17 protein-coding genes and 1 tRNA gene are annotated in these 18,942 nt (G+C 70.5%); 11 read left to right on the top strand and 7 right to left on the bottom strand.

The window, feature by feature from the left end; genetic code table 11:
- Nucleotides 1–108: 108 nt before the first annotated feature.
- The 4 genes from G3I60_RS09745 to G3I60_RS09730 form a co-directional block, all read right to left on the bottom strand.
- Nucleotides 109–957 carry an S-methyl-5'-thioadenosine phosphorylase gene (locus G3I60_RS09745; RefSeq protein ID WP_164294385.1) on the bottom strand — a complete coding sequence of 283 codons (849 nt, stop codon included), beginning with the start codon at nt 955–957 and terminating at the stop codon, nt 109–111.
- 116 nt (nt 958–1,073) lie between these two features.
- Complete coding sequence (locus G3I60_RS09740; protein ID WP_138354742.1) at nt 1,074–1,388, bottom strand: FmdB family zinc ribbon protein; 315 nt, start codon at nt 1,386–1,388, stop codon at nt 1,074–1,076.
- A 66-nt stretch (nt 1,389–1,454) separates the two neighbouring features.
- A complete protein-coding gene (locus tag G3I60_RS09735; protein WP_244809209.1) occupies nt 1,455–2,750 on the bottom strand; it encodes an MFS transporter in 1,296 nt (431 codons plus the stop codon).
- Between the two features lie 240 nt (nt 2,751–2,990).
- Nucleotides 2,991–4,448 carry a potassium/proton antiporter gene (locus G3I60_RS09730; protein WP_239069672.1) on the bottom strand — a complete coding sequence of 486 codons (1,458 nt, stop codon included), beginning with the start codon at nt 4,446–4,448 and terminating at the stop codon, nt 2,991–2,993.
- Between the two features lie 215 nt (nt 4,449–4,663).
- On the opposite strand from G3I60_RS09730, the gene G3I60_RS09725 reads away from it, so the two are divergent.
- Nucleotides 4,664–7,366, top strand: a complete 2,703-nt coding sequence (locus G3I60_RS09725; RefSeq protein WP_164294386.1) for a penicillin acylase family protein — start codon at nt 4,664–4,666, stop codon at nt 7,364–7,366.
- A gap of 7 nt (nt 7,367–7,373) precedes the next feature.
- Here the strand turns inward: G3I60_RS09725 and G3I60_RS09720 are convergent, their stop codons facing one another.
- Complete coding sequence (locus G3I60_RS09720; RefSeq protein WP_138354738.1) at nt 7,374–7,967, bottom strand: 5-formyltetrahydrofolate cyclo-ligase; 594 nt, start codon at nt 7,965–7,967, stop codon at nt 7,374–7,376.
- 81 nt (nt 7,968–8,048) lie between these two features.
- Between G3I60_RS09720 and galU the strand changes: the two genes are divergently transcribed.
- The 7 genes from galU to G3I60_RS09685 all read left to right on the top strand — a co-directional run bounded on the left by galU (nt 8,049) and on the right by G3I60_RS09685 (nt 13,276).
- Nucleotides 8,049–8,957, top strand: coding sequence for a UTP--glucose-1-phosphate uridylyltransferase GalU (gene galU, locus G3I60_RS09715; RefSeq protein WP_164294387.1), 909 nt, complete (start codon nt 8,049–8,051; stop codon nt 8,955–8,957).
- Nucleotides 8,958–8,962: 5 nt separating this feature from the next.
- Nucleotides 8,963–10,246 carry a gephyrin-like molybdotransferase Glp gene (gene glp, locus G3I60_RS09710; protein ID WP_164294388.1) on the top strand — a complete coding sequence of 428 codons (1,284 nt, stop codon included), beginning with the start codon at nt 8,963–8,965 and terminating at the stop codon, nt 10,244–10,246.
- A 118-nt stretch (nt 10,247–10,364) separates the two neighbouring features.
- Complete coding sequence (gene moaC, locus G3I60_RS09705; protein ID WP_138354735.1) at nt 10,365–10,847, top strand: cyclic pyranopterin monophosphate synthase MoaC; 483 nt, start codon at nt 10,365–10,367, stop codon at nt 10,845–10,847.
- Nucleotides 10,844–11,350 (top strand): molybdenum cofactor biosynthesis protein B, encoded by a 507-nt coding sequence (locus tag G3I60_RS09700; protein WP_164294389.1) that lies wholly within the window; start codon nt 10,844–10,846, stop codon nt 11,348–11,350. Before moaC ends, G3I60_RS09700 begins: the two co-directional genes overlap by 4 nt.
- Entirely contained in the window at nt 11,347–11,967 is a 621-nt protein-coding gene (locus tag G3I60_RS09695) for a GNAT family N-acetyltransferase (protein ID WP_203672665.1), read from the top strand. The genes G3I60_RS09700 and G3I60_RS09695 overlap by 4 nt, the downstream gene beginning before the upstream one ends.
- Before the next feature lie 117 nt (nt 11,968–12,084).
- Nucleotides 12,085–13,131: a gephyrin-like molybdotransferase receptor GlpR gene (glpR, locus tag G3I60_RS09690; RefSeq protein WP_164294390.1), complete on the top strand. Its 1,047-nt coding sequence runs from the start codon at nt 12,085–12,087 to the stop codon at nt 13,129–13,131.
- 71 nt (nt 13,132–13,202) lie between these two features.
- Nucleotides 13,203–13,276: transfer RNA gene (locus G3I60_RS09685), tRNA-Ala, on the top strand.
- 131 nt (nt 13,277–13,407) lie between these two features.
- Here the strand turns inward: G3I60_RS09685 and G3I60_RS09680 are convergent.
- Nucleotides 13,408–14,442 (bottom strand): LacI family DNA-binding transcriptional regulator, encoded by a 1,035-nt coding sequence (locus tag G3I60_RS09680; protein ID WP_164294391.1) that lies wholly within the window; start codon nt 14,440–14,442, stop codon nt 13,408–13,410.
- Between the two features lie 180 nt (nt 14,443–14,622).
- On the opposite strand from G3I60_RS09680, the gene G3I60_RS09675 reads away from it, so the two are divergent.
- The 3 genes from G3I60_RS09675 (at nt 14,623) to G3I60_RS09665 (ending at nt 18,521) form a co-directional block, all read left to right on the top strand.
- Entirely contained in the window at nt 14,623–15,318 is a 696-nt protein-coding gene (locus tag G3I60_RS09675; protein ID WP_138354731.1) for an alpha/beta fold hydrolase, read from the top strand.
- 186 nt (nt 15,319–15,504) lie between these two features.
- Nucleotides 15,505–16,101 carry a TetR/AcrR family transcriptional regulator gene (locus G3I60_RS09670; protein ID WP_138354730.1) on the top strand — a complete coding sequence of 199 codons (597 nt, stop codon included), beginning with the start codon at nt 15,505–15,507 and terminating at the stop codon, nt 16,099–16,101.
- 167 nt (nt 16,102–16,268) lie between these two features.
- Nucleotides 16,269–18,521, top strand: a complete 2,253-nt coding sequence (locus G3I60_RS09665) for an MMPL family transporter (RefSeq protein ID WP_164294392.1) — start codon at nt 16,269–16,271, stop codon at nt 18,519–18,521.
- 168 nt (nt 18,522–18,689) lie between these two features.
- Here G3I60_RS09665 and G3I60_RS09660 read toward each other — a convergent pair whose 3' ends face one another.
- Complete coding sequence (locus G3I60_RS09660; RefSeq protein ID WP_164294393.1) at nt 18,690–18,860, bottom strand: hypothetical protein; 171 nt, start codon at nt 18,858–18,860, stop codon at nt 18,690–18,692.
- Between the last annotated feature and the right edge of the window lie 82 nt (nt 18,861–18,942).

Raw genomic sequence — 18,942 nt, 5'->3', positions numbered from 1 at the left:
GACGGCCCTCTCGGGCCTGTGGATTACTCACCAGTTGTGGAAAACTCCGTCACCCGCGCGGGTGAAAATCCCGAACCCGCAGATCCGCGAACCCGCGCACCCACAGCCCTACGGCAGCGTGATCCCCGGGTCCTGGCCGCCCCACGGGTCCACGCACAGGCAGTTCCGCTCCGCGATCGGCGGCAGCCCGCCGACCACGTCGAACAGCACGGTCCGCATCCGGCCGACGTTCGCCGCGAAGACCTCCAGGACCTCCTCGTGGGAGACCCCCTCGCCCGTCTCGGCGCCCGCGTCCAGGTCCGTCACCAGCGTCAGGGACGTGTAGCAGAGCCCGAGTTCCCGCGCGAGGATCGCCTCGGGGTGCCCGGTCATGCCGACCACCGACCAGCCCTGCGCCGCATGCCACCGGGACTCCGCCCGGGTCGAGAACCGGGGCCCCTCGACGACGACCAGCGTCCCGCCGTCGACCGCGTCCCAGCCGCCCGCCCGCGCGGTGTCCACCGCGACCTGGCGGCCCACCGGGCAGTACGGGTCGGCCAGCGAGACATGCACGACGTTCGGCTGCCTGCCGTCCGGCAGCACCTCACCGTCGAAGTACGTCTGGACGCGGGACTTCGTGCGGTCCACGAGCTGGTCGGGCACCAGCAGGGTGCCTGGGCCGAACTCCGCGCGCAGTCCGCCCACCGCGCACGGGCCGAGCACCTGGCGCGCGCCGACCGAGCGCAGCGCCCACAGGTTGGCCCGGTAGTTGATCTTGTGCGGCGGCAAGTGGTGCTTGCGGCCGTGCCGCGGCAGGAATGCCACCCGCCGGCCGGCCACTTCGCCGAGGAAGAGCGAGTCGCTCGGCGGACCGTAGGGGGTCTCGACCGTGATCTCGGTCACATCCTCGAGGAACGAGTAGAAACCGGACCCGCCAATGACGCCTATATCGGCTCGCGCACCGCTCATCTCCACCATGCGGATCACCCTAACGGCGGCCGGATACGACGAGGACCCCGCCGACTGGATCGGCGGGGTCCGTCTTCGACGCGTAAGCCTTGCGACTCGCTCGCGGGCTCACACGTGCACAGCGATCAGGCTGCGGAAGACCCGCTGGAAGAGCTGCTCGAACCGGATGAGGAGCTGCCGGACGATGCCGAGGACGGCGCGGACGTCGTCGAAGGCTTCGCATCCGAGCTGCTCTTGGCCGCGGGGGTGCTCGCCGAGGACGAGCCACGGCTGTCGGTCCGGTAGAAACCGGAACCCTTGAACACGACCCCGACCGCCGAGAAGATCTTGCGCAGGCGTCCGCTGCAGGTCGGGCAAACGGTCAGAGCGTCATCGCTGAACTTCTGCACCGCCTCGAGGCCCTCGCCGCACTCGGTGCACTGGTACTGGTACGTCGGCACTTGATCCTCCTGGCACTCTCACTCGATGAGTGCTAACGACATTCAATAGTGCAGCATTCCGCCGCGTCAGTCCACCGTGACCGGCACGCGGTGACTCATCCCACGTGTCGAACCCTGGACGATCCGTCCCTCGGAGCGTGGTTTGAGCCGCTTGCGCAGCGCCACGAGGGTGGCCAGAGCCAGCGCCGTACCGGCCAGCGGCACCACGAAGGCGGCGCTCGCGCTGACCCGGTCGGCCAGCTGGCCGGCGGCCGTGACCGCGATGGCCTGGCCGAGCGCGACCGAGCCGGTCAGCCAGGTGAAGGCCTCGGTGCGGGAGGTGGCCGGCACCAGGGATTCGACCAGGGTGTAGCCGGTGATCAGGGCGGGGGCGATGCACAGCCCGATGAGCAGGCCGAGCGCGCCGAGCAGCGGCACCGAGTGCACGGCCCACAGTGCGGAGCAGGCCAGTGCGAGCGCCGCGTACGCGATCAGCAGCCGGCCCTGCGGGCTGCGGCGCCAGGCGATGGCCCCGCAGACGACTCCGGCCAGCATGTTGCCCGCCGCGAAGGTGCCGTACAGCAGCCCCGCGATGCCCTGGCGGCCGATCTCCTCGGTGAAGGACGTCAGGCCGACCTGCATGCCGCCGAAGACCGCGCCGATGCCGAGGAAGGCCACGGCCAGCGCCCTGACGCCCGGGATGGTCAGCGCCGAGGTGTGCTTCGCGCGGACGCCGTCGACGGTCCTGTTGGGCGCCGGTGCGGTGCTGCGCTGGGCGGCGAAGAACAGGCCGCCGACCAGGGTGAGGGTGGCCTCGGCGATCAGGCCGGCCGCCGGGTGCACTCCCGTGCACAGCGCGGTGGCCAGCACCGGGCCGATGACGAAGGTGAACTCGTCCGTCACGGACTCGAAGGCCGCGGCGGTCGACATCAGGGGCGAACCGTCCAGCTTGGCCGCCCAGCGGGCCCGGACCATCGGTCCGATCTGCGGCACTGAGGCGCCGGCCGGCACGGCGGCCGCGAACAGCGCCCACAGGGGGGCGTGCGACAGGGCCAGCACGGTCAGCAGGATGACGGAGGCCGTGTGCACGAGGACGCCCGGCAACAGGACGGCGCTCTGTCCGAAACGGTCCGCGAGCTTGCCGTTCTGCGGGGCGAAGATCGCCATGGAGACACCGGTCACCGCGGCGACGGCGCCCGCCGTGCCGTAGGAGCCGGTGGTGTTCTGGACGAGCAGCACGATGCCGATGGTGAGCATCGCGAAGGGCTGCCGGGCCGCGAACCCGGGCAGCAGGAACGTCCAGGCGCGGGGTGTGCGCAGAAGTTGTCCGTAACCGGGCCGCTTGGTGGCGGGGCTGTCCGGCTGGTTCACCGTGGATGCCACGGCTTGGTCCTTTGTGCTGTCTGGTAGCGGCATCCGTCACGGATGGCGCCGAGAGCTGTCCGCTCGCGCAAGACACGGGACGACTGTGGTCGTCCCGTCGCGCCAGCTCTGCGTCAGACAGAGGTCTGTGTACTCAACACGTACGTGGTCAAGACGTACCGGCCCAGCTTAGCGGCACTCGGTGCCATTCGCCCCGAGTGCCACCCATTTCCCCCTGAGACCTCGCTCACCCCGGCTCGCTCACCCCTCGCCCAGCCAGTTCGCGAGCTTGCCGCCCTTCCCGATCGCGCGCAGCCGCCGCTCCGCCGCGTCCCGCACCGGATCGGTGGCGACGACCAGCAGCTCGTCGCCGCGCCGCAGCACCGTGTTCGGCAGCGGTACGAAGCTGGCCCCGTCCCGTACGACGAGCGTGACGGCCGCCCCGGCGGGCAGCCGCAGCTCGTTGACCTCCACGCCGTGCATCCGGGACTCCTCCGGGATGGACACCGAGAGGAGGTGGCCGCGCAGCCGTTCCAGCGGCGCCGACTCGATGCCCAGGTCGGCCGCCCCGTCGCGGACGCCGAGGCGCAGCCGCCGGGCGAGCCACGGCAGCGTCGGGCCCTGCACCAGCGTGTAGACGATCACCAGAATGAAGACGATGTTGAATATCCGGCGGCTGTTGGGCACGCCCGCGACCATCGGGATGGTGGCCAGCACGATGGGCACGGCGCCGCGCAGCCCGGCCCAGGACATCAGCGCCTGCTCGCGCCAGGGGATGCTGAACGGCGCCAGGCTCGCGGTCACCGACAGCGGTCTGGCCACCGCGGTCAGGATCAGGCCGATGACCAGTGCGGGCAGGATGTCGTCGCCGAGTTCGTGCGGGGTGACGAGCAGTCCGAGCAGGACGAAGAGGCCGATCTGCGCGATCCAGCCGAGCCCTTCGGCGAAGCCCCGGGTGGCCGGCCGGTGTGGCAGTTTCGCGTTGCCCAGTATCAGGGAGGCGATGTAGACGGCGAGGAATCCGGAGCCGTGCGCCGTCGCGCCGGCGGCGTAGGCGAAGACCGCGATGGCCATCACCGCGATCGGGTAGAGGCCGGAGGCGGGCAGGGCGATGTGCCGCAACGCGTAGGCGCCGAGCCAGCCGACCGCCAGTCCGATCGCGGCGCCGATCGCCAGCTCCATGGCGATCTCCGCGACGAGCACGTACCAGTGGTCGACGGGTCCCGCGGTGGAGAAGGCGACCACGAGGATGACGACCGGGGCGTCGTTGAAGCCGGATTCCGCTTCCAGAACTCCGGTGATTCGTTTCGGCAGCGGCACGTTGCGCAGGACCGAGAACACCGCCGCCGCGTCCGTGGACGACACCACCGCTCCGATGATGAGCGCCTGCCGCCAGTCCAGCCCCACCAGATAGTGGGCCGCACCCGCCGTGATGAAGACGCTCAGCATGAGGCCGAACGTCGAGAGCACGGCGGCGGCGGGCACCACCGGTTTGATCTCCTGCCACTTCGTGCCGAGTCCACCTTCGGCAAGAATCACCACAAGTGCCGCATATCCCAGGACCTGGGTCAGCTGGACGTCGTCGAAGGTGAAGCCGAACGGGCCGTCCTGGCCGATCGCGACGCCGATGCCGAGGTAGATGAGCAGAGTGGGCAGGCCGCTGCGGGACGCCAGTCGCACGGCGACCACCGCGATGAGCAGCACGAGGGCGCCGATCAACAGGAGTTCATTGAGACGGTGGACAGTCAGGGCGCGGTCCTTCCTCGAAGGCCAGGGAGAAGTTCATTGCCTTGCCTAACATTTTACCGGTACTTGAACTTCCGCGGTCAACGATGACTCCGCGTAGGGGTGCCCCGATCGCTGCGCCTATGGTTGCTCCAGCACCAATCCAGCACCAAGAGCACCCGGTCCACCCTGCCCCTCGAAGGACAGAGATGCCCGCCAAGAAGAAGTCCCGCCGCCTTCGCCTCTTTGTGATCGCGTTCGTGGTCCTGCTGGTGGGGGGCATCGGATACGGGTCGTACTGGAGCGTCAGCACCGTGCGGGCCTCGTTCCCCGAGACCACCGGTTCGCTGAAACTCAAGGGCCTGACCGCGCCGGTCGACGTGGAGCGTGACGGCAACGGCATCCCGCAGATCTACGCGGACACCTCCGAGGACCTGTTCCGGGCCCAGGGCTTCGTCCAGGCGCAGGACCGGTTCTACGAGATGGACGTCCGACGCCACCTCACCGCGGGCCGGCTGTCGGAGATGTTCGGCTCCGGACAGGTCGAGACCGACGCGTTCCTCCGCACGCTCGGTTGGCGCGGCATCGCGCAGAAGGAGTACGACACCAAGCTCGACGCGACGACCAAGAAGTACCTGCAGGCCTATTCGGACGGCGTCAACGCGTATCTGAAGGATCACAGCGGTGCGAGCCTGTCCGTCGAGTACGCGGCCCTGTCCTTCTCCAACGACTACAAGCCCGAGCAGTGGACCCCGGTCGACTCCGTCGCCTGGCTCAAGGCCATGGCCTGGGACCTGCGTGGCAACATGCAGGAGGAGATCGACCGGGCGCTCATGACGAGCCGGCTCGACAGCAGCCAGATCGAGTCGCTCTACCCGGGCTACCCGTACCAGCGGCACCAGCCGATCGTCGACGGCGGCAAGCTCGACCCGATCACCAAGAAGTACACACCGGCCGGCGCCGGGGGCACCCCGATCGCCGCCGGCGCCCTGAACAGCCAGCTCTCCGGGCTCTCCGAGATCATCGACCAGATGCCCAATCTGCTCGGCCCGTCCGGCAACGGCATCGGCTCCAACTCCTGGGTCGTCTCCGGCAAGTACACGACCACCGGCAAGCCGATGCTGGCCAACGACCCGCACCTGGCACCGCAGATGCCGTCCCTCTGGTACCAGATGGGGCTGCACTGCCGCAGCGTCGGCACGGCCTGTCCGTTCGACGTGGCCGGCTACACGTTCTCCGGAATGCCCGGTGTCGTCATCGGCCACAACCAGAACATCGCCTGGGGGATGACCAACCTCGGCGCCGACGTGACCGACCTGTACCTGGAGAAGGTCACCGCGGACAGCTACCTCTACGACGGCAAGCAGAAGCCGTTCACGACCCGCAAGGAGACCATCAAGGTCGCCGGCGGCGCCGACCGCGACATCGTCGTGCGCACCACCAACAACGGCCCGATCATCTCCGACCGCTCCGACGAACTGCTCAAGGTCGGCGAGAGCGCGCCCGTCCAGGACGCCGCCCCGGACCGCAGCGGCGGTTACGCGGTCGCCCTGCGGTGGACCGCACTCGACCCCGGCAAGAGCATGGACGCGGTCTTCGAGATCGACAAGGCGCAGGACTTCACCCAGTTCCGGGCCGCGGCGGCCGACTTCGAGGTCCCGTCACAGAACCTGATCTACGCCGACAAGCAGGGCCACATCGGCTACCAGGCCCCGGGCAGGATCCCGGTGCGCGCCAACGGCGACGGCCGCTACCCCGCGCCCGGCTGGGACTCGCGCTACCGCTGGGACACGTACATCCCGTTCAAGTCCATGCCCTGGGAGGAAGACCCGGCGCGCGGCTACATCGTCACCGCCAACCAGGCCGTGATCGACGAGGACAAGTACGGCCCGATGCTGACCAAGGACTGGGGCTACGGCGCCCGCAGCCAGCGCATCAACGACCTCATCGCGTCCAAGATCAAGGACGGCGGCAAGGTCTCCATGGACGACATGCAGTCCATGCAGTCCGACAGCAGCAGCGAGATCGCGAAGCTGCTGGTGCCCTATCTGCTCAAGGTCGACGTCAAGGACTCCTACGTCCGCGACGCCCAGCAGCTGCTGGAGGGCTGGGACTTCAACCAGGACGCCGACTCCGCGGCCGCCGCCTACTTCAACGCGGTCTGGCGCAACACCCTCAAGCTCGCCTTCGGCAACAAGCTGCCCAAGGAGCTGCGCCCCGAGGACCAGTGCCTGCGCGTCCCGGCCGTCGACCGGTCGGGCCCGGTCGACGACCTCAACGGCAAGAGCGAGACCGTCAACGAGTGCGGTGAGCGCGAAGCCGACCAGGCGCAGCCGGACGGCGGCGACCGCTGGTTCGAGGTGGTCCGCAAGATCCTTCCGGACGAGAAGAACGCCTGGTGGACGATGTCGCCGACCGCGTTCTTCGACAAGACCTCGGCGCCGTCCGCGCACACCACGCGGGACCAGCTGCTCCGGCAGGCGATGCAGGACGCGCGGTACGAGCTGACCGCCAAGCTCGGCAAGGACATCGACACCTGGAGCTGGGGCCGGCTGCACAAGCTGGAACTCAAGAACCAGACGCTGGGCACCGGCGGCCCCGCCGTGGTGAAGTGGCTGCTCAACCGCGGCCCGTGGCAGCTCGGCGGCGGCGAGGCGGCCGTCAACGCCACGGGCTGGAACGCGGCCGGCGGCTACGACGTCGTCTGGGTGCCGTCGATGCGCATGATCGTCAACCTCGACGACTTCGACAAGTCCCGCTGGATCAACCTCACCGGCGCCTCGGGGCACGCGTACAACGCGCACTACTCCGACCAGACGGCGCTGTGGGCCAAGGGCGAGCTCCTGCCGTGGGTCTTCTCCAGACCCAAGGTGGACGGCGCGACGGACGACAAGATGGCGCTCACGCCGTAACCCCCTTTCAGGGGGTGAAGCGGTGGATCCCCTCGGGGGTGACCGCGAAGTGCACGGGGTGGTCGTGCGGTTCCCTCGGGACCCGGGCGACCACCTCGTTCGCGTAGAGCAGCACCATGAGGGCCGGCCGCCCGCCCGCCCGCTCCAGCCGCGCCAGCACGCGGTCGTACGAGCCCCCGCCGCGGCCCAGCCGCAGCCCGCGCCCGTCCACCGCGAGCCCCGGCAGCAGCACCACCCGGGCCCGCGTCACCGCGTCGGGTCCCAGGCGCGCGCCGGTCGGCTCGAACAGCCCCCGGTCCGTGCGCTCCAGCGCCTGCGGTCCCTCGTACTCCGCCCAGTCCAGGTCGTTATCGGCCATCAGTACGGGAAGCAGCACACGGGTGCCGGCGGCACGCAGCGCGTCGATCAGGTCGCGGGTGCCGGGTTCCGTGCCCATCGACACATAGGCGGCGACGGTGCCCGCCGCCCGGACCTCGGGCAGGTCGGCCACCCGGTCGGCCAGCGAGCGGGCCGCCGCCGCGCGCTCCTGCGGCGTCCGTCCGCGCCGGACGCCCAGCAACTCGGCGCGCAGCGCCCCCTTGGTGCCGTGGTTGTCGCTCATACCCCGCACTACCGCCGCCTATCAGCCGTTATCAACCGGAACTTCATCTTCACCTCACGCGCAGCGGTTATGGTGCACGGCATGACTCAAGCACGTACTCGGATCACCAAGGCCGTCATCCCGGCGGCGGGTCTCGGTACCCGGTTCCTGCCGGCCACCAAGGCCACGCCCAAGGAGATGCTGCCGGTCGTCGACAAGCCGGCGATCCAGTACGTGGTGGAGGAGGCGCGGGCGGCGAACCTCAGTGACGTGCTGATGATCACCGGGCGGAACAAGCGCGCGCTCGAGGACCACTTCGACCGGAACTACGAGCTCGAAGAGGCGCTGACCCGCAAGGGCGACGAGTCGCGGCTGGCGCGGGTGCGGGAGTCCAGCGACCTGGCCACGATGCACTACGTGCGGCAGGGGGACCCGAAGGGTCTGGGGCACGCGGTGCTGTGCGCGGAGCCGCATGTGGGGGACCAGCCCTTCGCGGTGCTGCTGGGTGACGACCTGATCGACCCGCGGGACCCGCTGCTGTCACGCATGATCGACATCCAGGAGCGGTTCGGCGGCAGCGTCATCGCGCTGATGGAGGTCGACCCGGCGCAGATCCACCTGTACGGCTGCGCGGCGATCGTGCCCACCGCCGAGCACGACGTGGTGCGGGTGACGGACCTGGTCGAGAAGCCCGCGACGAACGAGGCACCGTCCTCGTACGCGATCATCGGCCGGTACGTGCTGGACCCGGCGGTGTTCGACGCGATCAAGAAGACGCCGCCCGGCCGCGGCGGGGAGATCCAGCTCACCGACGCGCTGCGGGAGATGTCCCACCGCGACGACGACGGCGGCCCGGTCCACGGCGTGGTCTTCACCGGGCGCCGCTACGACACCGGTGACCGCGCCGACTATCTGCGTGCCATTGTCAGACTCGCGTGCGAACGTGAAGACCTGGGCCCGGACTTCCGGACCTGGCTCCGCTCGTACGTGACTGAGGAGATGCAAGATTGAGCACCGTGGCTGACCGAATCTGGTCTGTCTCCGAGCACCTCGACAACATCCTCGGGCAGTTGTCCCCGCTGGAATCGATCGAGTTGCAACTCCTCGACGCCCAGGGCTGCGTCCTCGTCGAGGACGTCACCGTCCCCGTCGCGCTGCCGCCCTTCGACAACAGCTCGATGGACGGCTACGCGGTCCGCACCGCGGACACGGACGGGGCCACCGACGCGCACCCGGCGGTCCTGACCGTCATCGGCGATGTCGCGGCGGGCAGCGACCATCTGCCCACCGTCGGCCCCGGCCAGGCCGCCCGCATCATGACCGGCGCCCCGCTGCCGCCCGGCGCGGAGGCCGTCGTCCCCGTGGAGTGGACCGACGCCGGCACCGGCGGCGGACCGGCCACCACCATGCGGTCGCACAGCTCCGACCCGGCCGGCGCCAGCGGCGAGGTCCGGGTGCACCGTCCCGTCGAGGCGCGCCAGTATGTCAGGGCCCGCGGCAGCGACGTCGCCGCGGGGGAGCTGGCGCTGGCCGCCGGCACGATCCTCGGCCCGCCGCAGATCGGGCTGCTCGCCGCCATCGGCCGCGGCAGCGTCCGGGTGCGCCCGCGCCCCCGCGTCGTGGTGATGTCGACCGGCAGCGAGCTCGTACAGCCCGGCGAGGAGCTCAGCCCCGGCCGGATCCACGACTCCAACAGCTTCGCGCTGACCGCCGCCGCGCGGGACGCGGGCGCCATCGCGTACCGGGTCGGCGCCGTCGCCGATGACGTCGAGACACTGCGTGCCACCATCGAGGACCAGCTCATCCGGGCCGACATCATCGTCACCAGCGGTGGGGTGAGCGTCGGCGCGTACGACGTCGTCAAGGAGGCGCTCGCCTCGATCGAGGACGACGAGAGCCGTGTCGACTTCCGCAAGCTCGCCATGCAGCCCGGCAAGCCCCAGGGCTTCGGCCGGATCGGCCCCGACCGCATCCCGCTGCTGGCCCTGCCCGGCAACCCGGTCAGCGCGTATGTCTCCTTCGAGCTCTTCGTACGCCCCGCGATCCGCACGCTGATGGGCGCCGGCGCCGTGCACCGCGAGGTCGTGCGCGCGCTCTGCGACACGGCGATCGAGTCGTCGCCCGAGGGCAAGCGCCAGTTCCTCCGCGGCAAGTACGCGAACGGCACGGTGACCCCCGTCGGCGGCTCCGCGTCCCACCTGGTCAGATCGCTCGCGCACGCCAACGCGCTGATCGTCGTCCCGGAGGACACCACCTCCGTGGAGAAGGGCGCGGAGGTCGACGTGATCCGGCTGGACTAGGGCGTGGTGAAAAAGGTCCCGTGCGGTATCGACCGGGCCCTCCCGTTGAAGGCCCTGCGGCCCTTTTGATCCGCCCTCCCGGTACGGTGGCTGCCCAGAGGACCGGACCGGGAGAACGATGAGCAGCGCGCAAGAGCACCTCACCCACATCGACGAGGCCGGTGCGGCCCGGATGGTGGACGTCTCCGGCAAGGACGTCACCGCCCGCACGGCCCGCGCCACCGGCCGGGTACTCGTCGCCCCGCGCGTGATCGAGCTGCTGCGCGGTGAGGGCGTTCCCAAGGGCGACGCCCTTGCCACCGCGCGCATCGCGGGCATCATGGGCGCCAAGCGGACGCCGGACCTGATCCCGCTCTGCCATCCGCTCGCGCTGTCCGGGGTGACGCTCGACCTCGCCGTCACCGACGAGGCCGTGGAGATCGCCGCGACCGTGCGGACCACCGACCGCACCGGGGTCGAGATGGAGGCGCTCACCGCCGTCACCGTCGCGGCCCTGACCGTCATCGACATGGTCAAGGCCGTGGACAAGGCCGCCGTCATCACCGACGTGCGGGTCGAGACGAAGACCGGCGGCAAGTCCGGCGACTGGCAGCGGCCATGAGGGCGCTGGCGGTCACCGCGTCGAACCGCGCCGCCGCGGGTGTCTACGAGGACCGCGGCGGACCGCTGATCGTCGCTGCGCTGCGGGCTCTCGGCTTCGAGACCGACGGCCCGCGGGTGGTCCCGGACGGGGAGCCCGTCGGGCAGGCCCTGCGCGACGCAGTGGCGGCCTCCTACGACGTCGTCGTGACCACCGGTGGGACCGGGATCTCGCCCACCGACCGCACTCCGGAGGTCACCCGCGAGGTGCTGGACTACGAGATCCCCGGCATCGCCGAGGCGATCCGTGCCGCCGGGCGGGAGAAGGTGCCCACCGCGGTGCTGTCCCGTGGCGTCGCGGGCGTCGCCGGCGGCACCCTGGTGGTGAACCTTCCGGGCTCGACCGGTGGCGTCAAGGACGGCCTGGACGTGCTCGCCCCGCTCCTCGTCCACGCCGTCGACCAGATCCGCGGCGGCGACCACCCGCAATCCGGGCCCACCGGCCAGAAAAGAGGGGCGAGCTGAACGCGTCCTGGCCGGCCGAGCTGGTGGACGGTGACATCACCCTCCGCCCGATCCGGATGCGCGACCAGCGCTCCTGGCGCGAGGTCAACCGCCGTAACCGCGACTGGCTGCGGCCGTGGGAGGCCACCGTGCCGCCCGCGCCGCCCGGCCATGTCATCCAGCGCCCCACGTACCGTCAGATGGTGCGCCATCTGCGGTCGGAGGCGAACGCGGGCCGCATGCTGCCCTTCGTCATCGAGTACCAGGGGCGGCTGGCCGGTCAGTTGACCGTCGCCGGCATCACCTGGGGCTCGATGTGCTCCGCCCATGTCGGCTACTGGGTCGACCGGTCGGTCGCCGGACGCGGCGTCATGCCGACCTCCGTCGCGCTCGCCGTCGACCACTGTTTCCGCCATGTCGGGCTGCACCGGGTCGAGGTGTGCATCCGGCCGGAGAACACCCCCAGCCGACGGGTGGTGGAAAAACTCGGATTTCGCGAAGAGGGTCCGCGCCCGCGCTATCTCCACATCGACGGTGCGTGGCGTGACCACTTGGTGTTCGCGTTGACGGCGGAGGAAGTGCCGGAGGGGCTGCTCAACCGATGGCGGCAGGCCAGGCCGGGAACGCCGCAGAAATAAAATAAATGTTCGAAAATGAACCCAATCACAAAAAAATCTCGGCATATCAGCCAGATCGTGCGACACACCGTGCGGAATTGCGTATGGCGTGTCTCCGTGGCACCTACCGTGTAATCCGTGAGCAGTAGTGGCCTCATCTACGCAGTCATCGTCGGGGCCTGGGCTGCCTACTTGGTGCCGATGTGGCTCCGTAGGCAGGATGAGCTCAACGAAGCGCGTCCGACGGAACGCTTCAGCACCGCCATCCGGCTGCTGTCCGGAAGGGCGGGGATGGAGCGTCGCGTCGCGAAAGCGCGCGATGAGAGCGATCAGCCCGCCGATGCACCGGACTCCGTCGACGACGTGGTGGACGTCCGGGGCCTCGCCGTGCCCGCGACCGAGATCAAACCCGCCCCGGCGGCCGTTCCGGCCCAGCAGTCCGCCCCGGCGCACCACCCCGTCCCCGCGCATCAGAAGGCGCAGCGTTCCGGCCCGGTGCACAACCCCCGGGCCAAGGTCCTCGCGCGCCGTCGCCGCACCACCACGCTCCTCTTCCTGGCCTTCACCGTCGGCGCGATCGTCGCCGCCGTGGGCGGCCTCGCGTTCCTGTGGGCGCCGGCGGCGCCCGCCGCGCTGCTGACCCTCTACATCGGCCATCTGCGCCGCCAGGAGCGCCGCCGCTTCGAGGTCAAGATCGACCAGCGCCGGGCCGCCGACGCCGCCGTGCGGCTGCGCGACCGCCCGCGCCCCCAGGCGGCCGACGAGCCGGACCTCGACGATGAGCCCGAGCCCGCCACCTCGCCGCGCACCGCGGACCGGCGGGCCCTGGTCGAGCAGACCGATCACGCGGAGTGGGTGGACCAGCAGCAGCGCGAGCAGCACGCGGCCCCCGACGACGGCTGGGACCCCGTACCGGTGCCGCTGCCCACGTACGTCACGGCGCCGGTCGCGCCCCGCACCCCGGGCGGCATCGACTTCACCGCGCCGGGCAACTGGAGCTCGGCCCGTTCCGGCACCACGCCGGGCCACCCGCAGGCCACGCCGGCCCCGGCCGCGGCCCCCGAGCCGGAGCCGCAGCGCGAGCTCCCGCGCCCCACCACCGGCCGCCGCTCCCGCGACCGTTCCCGCACCCCCTTGTTCGACCAGTACGCCGACCCGGACCGGCCGCGCGCCGCCAACGAGTGAGCGATCGGTGACCAGCGAGGATCTCGTTAACAACCACCCCCGAGAGGGTGCTATCGTTTTCCTCGTTGCAAGGGCCTGTGGCGCAGTCTGGTAGCGCACCTCGTTCGCATCGAGGGGGTCTGGGGTTCAAATCCCCACAGGTCCACCGCAGCTCGAAGCCCCTGGCGGGGAAACCCGCCAGGGGCTTTTTGGTGTTCGGGGTGATTCCGGGGTCCTGCGGGGGTGCGCGGGGCGGCTGGGCGGGTCCGTGGGGCGCGTTCGTGGGGCGGGTGGGGGTCAGCCGGAGTCGCGGGCCGCTACGACGACACGGGTCAACTGGTGGGTCTCCGGGGCCGTTTCCGGCTCGCGGATGGCGCGGTCGACCAGGCCCACGATGCGGGCGGTGGGGATGGTGTCGAAGTGGACGCTGGTGAGGCGGGGGCGCAGCAGGCGGGCCAGGAGGAGGTCGTCGGCGCCGACGATCGCGAGGTCGCCGGGGATGGCCAGGCCGGCGTCCTGGAAGGCGCGCATCACGAGCATCGCGTACTCGTCGTTGTACGCGAAGAGGGAGTCGAGGCCGAGCCGGGGCCAGCGGGCGGCGAGTTCGGCCGCCGATTCCTCGGTGCAGTCCAGCGTGAGCGGCTCGACGTGGGTGCCGGTCTCGAGGGTGGCGGCCGCCCGGACGCCGGCGAGGCGGGGAACGCTGAAGAGGTCGAGGCCCGACTCGGTCGGCATGATGACGCCGATCCGGCGGCGGCCGCGCTCCAGCAGATGGGTGCCGGCGCGGGCGCCGAGCATCTCCTGGTCGAGGAGCAGGGCGTGCGCGCCCGCCACCGGCTGCATGCCGAGGGTGAGCACGGCGCGGGTGCCCGAGCGCTTGAGCAGCTCGACGGCGGACGGGGTCAGGCCGGTGCCCGGCAGGGCGAGGACGGCGGCCGGGCGCAGTTCCGCCCAGGCGCGCGCGGCCTGCTCTCCGGCGCCCGCGACGGGGCCGTGCCAGACGCTGGTGTAGCCGAGCTGGTGCAGAGCGCCCTGCAGTTCCATCAGGAAGTCGCCGAAGAGCGCGCCGATCCTGGGGATCGGGGTGGCCGGGGTGGTCAGCAGGACGAGGCCGGAGTGCCCGGCCCGCAGGGTGCGGGCTGCGGCGTGCGGCACATAGCCGAGCTCTTCCGCGGCGGCGCGCACCCGGTCCTGGGTCCGCGTGCTGACGCGGCCCGCGGCCTGGGCGTTCAGGACGTACGAGACGGTGGCGCGGGACACACCGGCGAGGCGCGCGACATCGGTGCTGGTCGGCGTGGCCGGGGGGCTCGTGGGCTCGGGTGACTGTGTCATTCCGCTCGGCATCTTTTCAGAGATCCGGTCTGGCCGAGAGTTCGGGGTGGATGCTACACATATAGTTACACGTGTCATGCGACAGGTGTCACCGCCCCGCGCCCGAAGATGGGACCGAACCCTCCGTCGGAGCCCCCGGCAGTCCGGCAGCACCCCAACAGCAGGAGAGGCATCAACACCATGAAGCTCAACACCCGCGAGTGGGGCACCGGCGACCGGATCGCGCTCCTGGTCCACGGCATCATGTCCGACCACCGCACCTGGCGCCGGGTCGGTCCCGCGCTCGCGGACCGGGGCTACCGCGTCATCGCCGTGGACCTGCGCGGTCACGGTGAGAGCCCGCGCGGCGAGTACAGCCCCGAGCTGTTCGCCGAGGACCTCGTCGAGACGCTGCCGGGCGGCGCGGAGCTGGCGGTCGGGCACTCGCTGGGTGGGCTGGCGCTGTCGCTCGCCGCCGAGCGCCTCGCGCCGGCGCGGGCCGTCTACTCCGACCCGGCCTGGGCCTCGGCGGACCCCGCTCAGCAGGTCGACCCGGCGATCTTCGTCCACTTCGCCCGGGCCACACGGGAGCAGATCGCCGGCCTGAACCCACGCTGGGAGGAGGCGGACATCGAGGTGGAACTCGCCACCCTGGCGCTGTGGGACACCGACTCCGCCGCCTTCCTGGGTGGCCGGCCGCTGACCGGCTATCTGCCGCAGAAGCCCGCCGTCCCGTCGCTCGTGCAGCTCGCCGAGAACAGCTTCCTGATCGGCCCGGACGACGCGGGGCTGCTCAGTGAGCGCGGCTTCGGGATCCGTACGGTCGTGGGCGCCGGCCACACCATCCACCGCGACGACTTCGACGGGTTCTTTCGTTCGCTGGACGGCTGGATCTGAGCCGTCCGAAGTCCCTCCGGTCTTGGCGCGGCGGGCGGCAAACCGGGCGTAAGGGGCGGCGCGCCGGCCGTAAAGCCGGACAACGTGACCCACACCACCCATCGAAACGTTTCCGTTTCGATGGGTGGTGTTCTACTCTCTGGGAGTCAGCTGTACGAAACCGTTTCGTTTGGATGGAGGCCGAGGATGTCGACGGATGCCCCGGCACGCCGCACCAGGCTCACGCCCGAACGCGAGCAGGAGCTCTACGCCGCGGTGGTCGAGATGCTGCGGGAGGTGGGCTACGAGGCGCTCACCATGGACGCGATCGCCTCGCGCACCCGCTCCAGCAAGGCCACGCTCTACCGCCAGTGGAAGGGCAAGCCCGAACTGGTGGCGACCGCGCTGCGGCACACCAAGCCGGTGCGGATCGAGGACATCGACACCGGATCGGTGCGGGGCGACCTGCGCGAACTGGTGCGGTGCCATGACGCGACGGGCGACTCGAAGCGGGACAACGAACTGATGCGGGCGCTCGGACAGGCCGCACATCAGAATCCGGACCTCTTCCAGGCGTTGCGGCAACTGCTCATCGAACCGGAAATGGCCGCCTTCGACGGCATGTTGCAACGTGCCGTGGAACGAGGCGAACTGGCGGCCGACGTGCCCGCCAGGCATTTCGTACCGCACATGCTGATCGGCGCCGCGATGGGGCGGCCGCTGATCGAGGGAGTCGAACCCGACCCCGAATTCGCCTTCCGATACATCGACGCGGTGGTACTCCCCGCCCTGCGTCTGACCTGATCCGACCGGTGGGATCAACCGCCTGATCCCACCGCCCGATCCACCGGAACAAGACCCCACCGGCACAAGATCACACCGGAACAAGGCCCCACCTGACACGCCGCTCTCGTCGTCGGGCAGGCACCGTACGCCCTTTTTTCCTCGACCTGACGGGAGCGCCGCGACTCGTGGCTACTTTCCTTTACAAACTCGGCCGGTTCGCCTTCAGGCGACGCTGGTATGTGGCCCTCGCATGGGTGGCTCTGCTGGTACTCGCCGGAGTCGGCGCCGCCTCGGCCTCCACTTCCACGTCGAGCAGTTTCTCGATACCCGGCACGGAGGCCCAGAAGGCTTTCGACCTGATGGAGCAGCGCTTCCCGGACGCCAGCGCCAACGGTGCCTCCGCGCGGGTGGTGTTCACGGCCCCCGGTGGGCAGAAGGTGGACGTCGGCGCGCCGAAGGCCGCCGTCGAGAACGTCGTCAAGGAGCTGAAGACCGGCAAGCAGGTCAGCTCCGTCGCCGACCCCTTCGAGTCGAAGGCCGTCAGCAAGGACGGCAGCACCGCCTACGCGTCCGTGAAGTACAAGCTCACCTCGATGGAGCTGACCGACGCGGACCGCGAGGCGCTCAAGGACGCCGCGCAGCACGGCCGTGACGCCGGGCTCACCGTCGAGATCGGCGGTGACGCGCTGCAGGCGATGCCCGAGACCGGCGCCACCGAGATCATCGGTATCGGTATCTCCGCGGTCGTTCTGCTGGTCACCTTCGGGTCGCTGGTCGCCGCGGGACTGCCGCTGCTGACCGCGCTCATCGGCGTGGGCATCGGTGTCTCGTCGATCACCGCGCTCGCCAACGTCCTGGACCTGGGCAGCTCCACGTCCACCCTCGCGATGATGATCGGCCTCGCGGTCGGTATCGACTACGCGCTCTTCATCGTCTCGCGCTTCCGGCACGAACTCACCGAGGGCCGGGAACCGGAGGACGCTGCCGGTCGGGCCGTGGGCACCGCCGGATCCGCGGTGGTCTTCGCGGGCCTCACGGTGCTGATCGCCCTCGCGGGCCTCGCCGTCGTCAACATCCCGATGCTCACCAAGATGGGCCTCGCGGCGGCCGGCACGGTCGCCATCGCGGTCCTCATCGCTCTCACCCTGATCCCGGCGCTGCTCGGCTTCGCCAAGCACCGGGTGCTCGGCCGCAAGGTGCGCAAGGGCCTCAAGGGGATCAAGGACGACGCCTCCGACGGCGTCACGGGTGGGGCCGGTTCCGCCGCGAAGAAGCCCAACATGGGCACCCGCTGGGCCAGGTTCGTCCTGCGCCGCCCGATCTGGGTGCTGGTGGTGGGTGTGCTCGGCCTGGGCGCGATCGCCATCCCGGCGGCCAGCCTGGAGCTCGGCCTGCCGGACGACGGGTCGCAGCCCGTCAGCACCACGCAGCGCAAGGCGTACGACCTGCTGTCGGACGGCTTCGGCCCCGGCTTCAACGGCCCGCTGATGATCGCCGTGGACGCCGCGCACAGCGACGACCCGAAGGCCGCTCTCGACAAGATCTCCCGGACCATCTCCGGGATGGGAGACGTCGAGAAGGTCACCGAGCCCGCGTTCAACAAGGCCGGCGACACCGCGATGCTGACGGTCGTCCCGAAGTCCAAGCCCAGTGGCCTGGAGACCGAGGACCTGGTCCACACCATCCGCGGCCAGGCGGCCGGGCTGAAGTCCGAGACGGGCGCCGTGACGCTGGTCACCGGCACGACGGCCATGAACATCGATGTGTCGCAGAAGCTCAACGACGCGCTGCTGCCGTACCTGGCGCTCGTCGTCGGCCTGGCGTTCCTGCTGCTGATGGTGGTCTTCCGCTCGGTGCTGGTACCGCTGAAGGCGGCCCTCGGCTTCCTGCTCTCGGTGGTCGCGGCCCTCGGCGCCGTCGTCGCGGTCTTCCAGTGGGGCTGGCTCGCGAGCCTGCTCGGGGTCGAGCAGACCGGGCCGATCATGAGCATGATGCCGATCTTCATGATCGGTGTGGTGTTCGGTCTCGCGATGGACTACGAGGTCTTCCTCGTCACCCGGATGCGTGAGGCGTACGTGCACGGCGAGAAGCCGGGACAGGCGATCGTCACCGGCTTCACGCACGGCGCCCGGGTGGTCGCCGCGGCCGCGGTCATCATGATCAGCGTCTTCGCGGGCTTCATCGGCTCGTCGGAATCGATGATCAAGATGATGGGCTTCGGTCTCGCCATCGCCGTCGCGTTCGACGCGTTCGTGGTGCGTATGGCCGTCGTCCCGGCGGTCCTCGCCCTGCTCGGCAAGGCCGCCTGGTGGCTGCCGCGCTGGCTCGACCGGGCCCTGCCCAACGTCGACGTCGAGGGCGAGCAGCTCCAGAAGAACCTGGCGGCGCAGGCCGCCGGTTCCGCGCCCGAGCGGGCACCGGAGCCGAGCCGCGTCTGACGCGGCACACCAGCTGGGGCCGCCGGTTGGCGGAGAGCTCGACGGCGGCCCCATGACGCGCCCGCCCCGTGGGGACGGGGGGATGGCGCGCAGGACAGGGCCCGGCGAATCGCCGGGCCCTGTGTCGTACCCGCGGAGCCCCGTGTCCCCCGGGCACTGTGCCGCCGGCTACGTGCCGCGCGGCTGTCTCCTGGCCCGCACCAGGAGGCCGACCTGGCCGACCTGGCCGATCCACCGGTGGAACGACCGGTGGAACGCCCGGCCCGTACCGGTGGTGTTGCGCTGCTCGTGCCGGTGCTGGAGCTCCCGCTCATAGCTGTCGGTGAGGATCCTCGACATCCGGACATTCCCCCTCGTCATCGTGTTCCGGGCCCGTACCGCCCTTGCCACGGCGGGCCACTTGAACGATTCTTGGGGGGAA

Source organism: Streptomyces sp. SID13666 (genome assembly GCF_010548325.1).
Taxonomy (GTDB): domain Bacteria; phylum Actinomycetota; class Actinomycetes; order Streptomycetales; family Streptomycetaceae; genus Actinacidiphila; species Actinacidiphila fildesensis.
The sequence above is the reverse complement of the archived record's forward strand: the minus strand, read 5'-3'. Positions and strand labels throughout refer to the sequence as shown.

Coding starts and splice junctions, on each gene's coding strand:
- G3I60_RS09700 (WP_164294389.1), top strand. CDS start 10,844: ATGAGGGCGCTGGCGGTCACCGCGTCGAACCGCGCCGCCGCGGGTGTC.
- G3I60_RS09745 (WP_164294385.1), bottom strand. CDS start 957: ATGGTGGAGATGAGCGGTGCGCGAGCCGATATAGGCGTCATTGGCGGG.
- G3I60_RS09725 (WP_164294386.1), top strand. CDS start 4,664: ATGCCCGCCAAGAAGAAGTCCCGCCGCCTTCGCCTCTTTGTGATCGCG.
- galU (WP_164294387.1), top strand. CDS start 8,049: ATGACTCAAGCACGTACTCGGATCACCAAGGCCGTCATCCCGGCGGCG.
- G3I60_RS09660 (WP_164294393.1), bottom strand. CDS start 18,860: ATGTCGAGGATCCTCACCGACAGCTATGAGCGGGAGCTCCAGCACCGG.
- G3I60_RS09670 (WP_138354730.1), top strand. CDS start 15,505: ATGTCGACGGATGCCCCGGCACGCCGCACCAGGCTCACGCCCGAACGC.
- G3I60_RS09675 (WP_138354731.1), top strand. CDS start 14,623: ATGAAGCTCAACACCCGCGAGTGGGGCACCGGCGACCGGATCGCGCTC.
- G3I60_RS09720 (WP_138354738.1), bottom strand. CDS start 7,967: ATGAGCGACAACCACGGCACCAAGGGGGCGCTGCGCGCCGAGTTGCTG.
- moaC (WP_138354735.1), top strand. CDS start 10,365: ATGAGCAGCGCGCAAGAGCACCTCACCCACATCGACGAGGCCGGTGCG.
- G3I60_RS09680 (WP_164294391.1), bottom strand. CDS start 14,442: ATGACACAGTCACCCGAGCCCACGAGCCCCCCGGCCACGCCGACCAGC.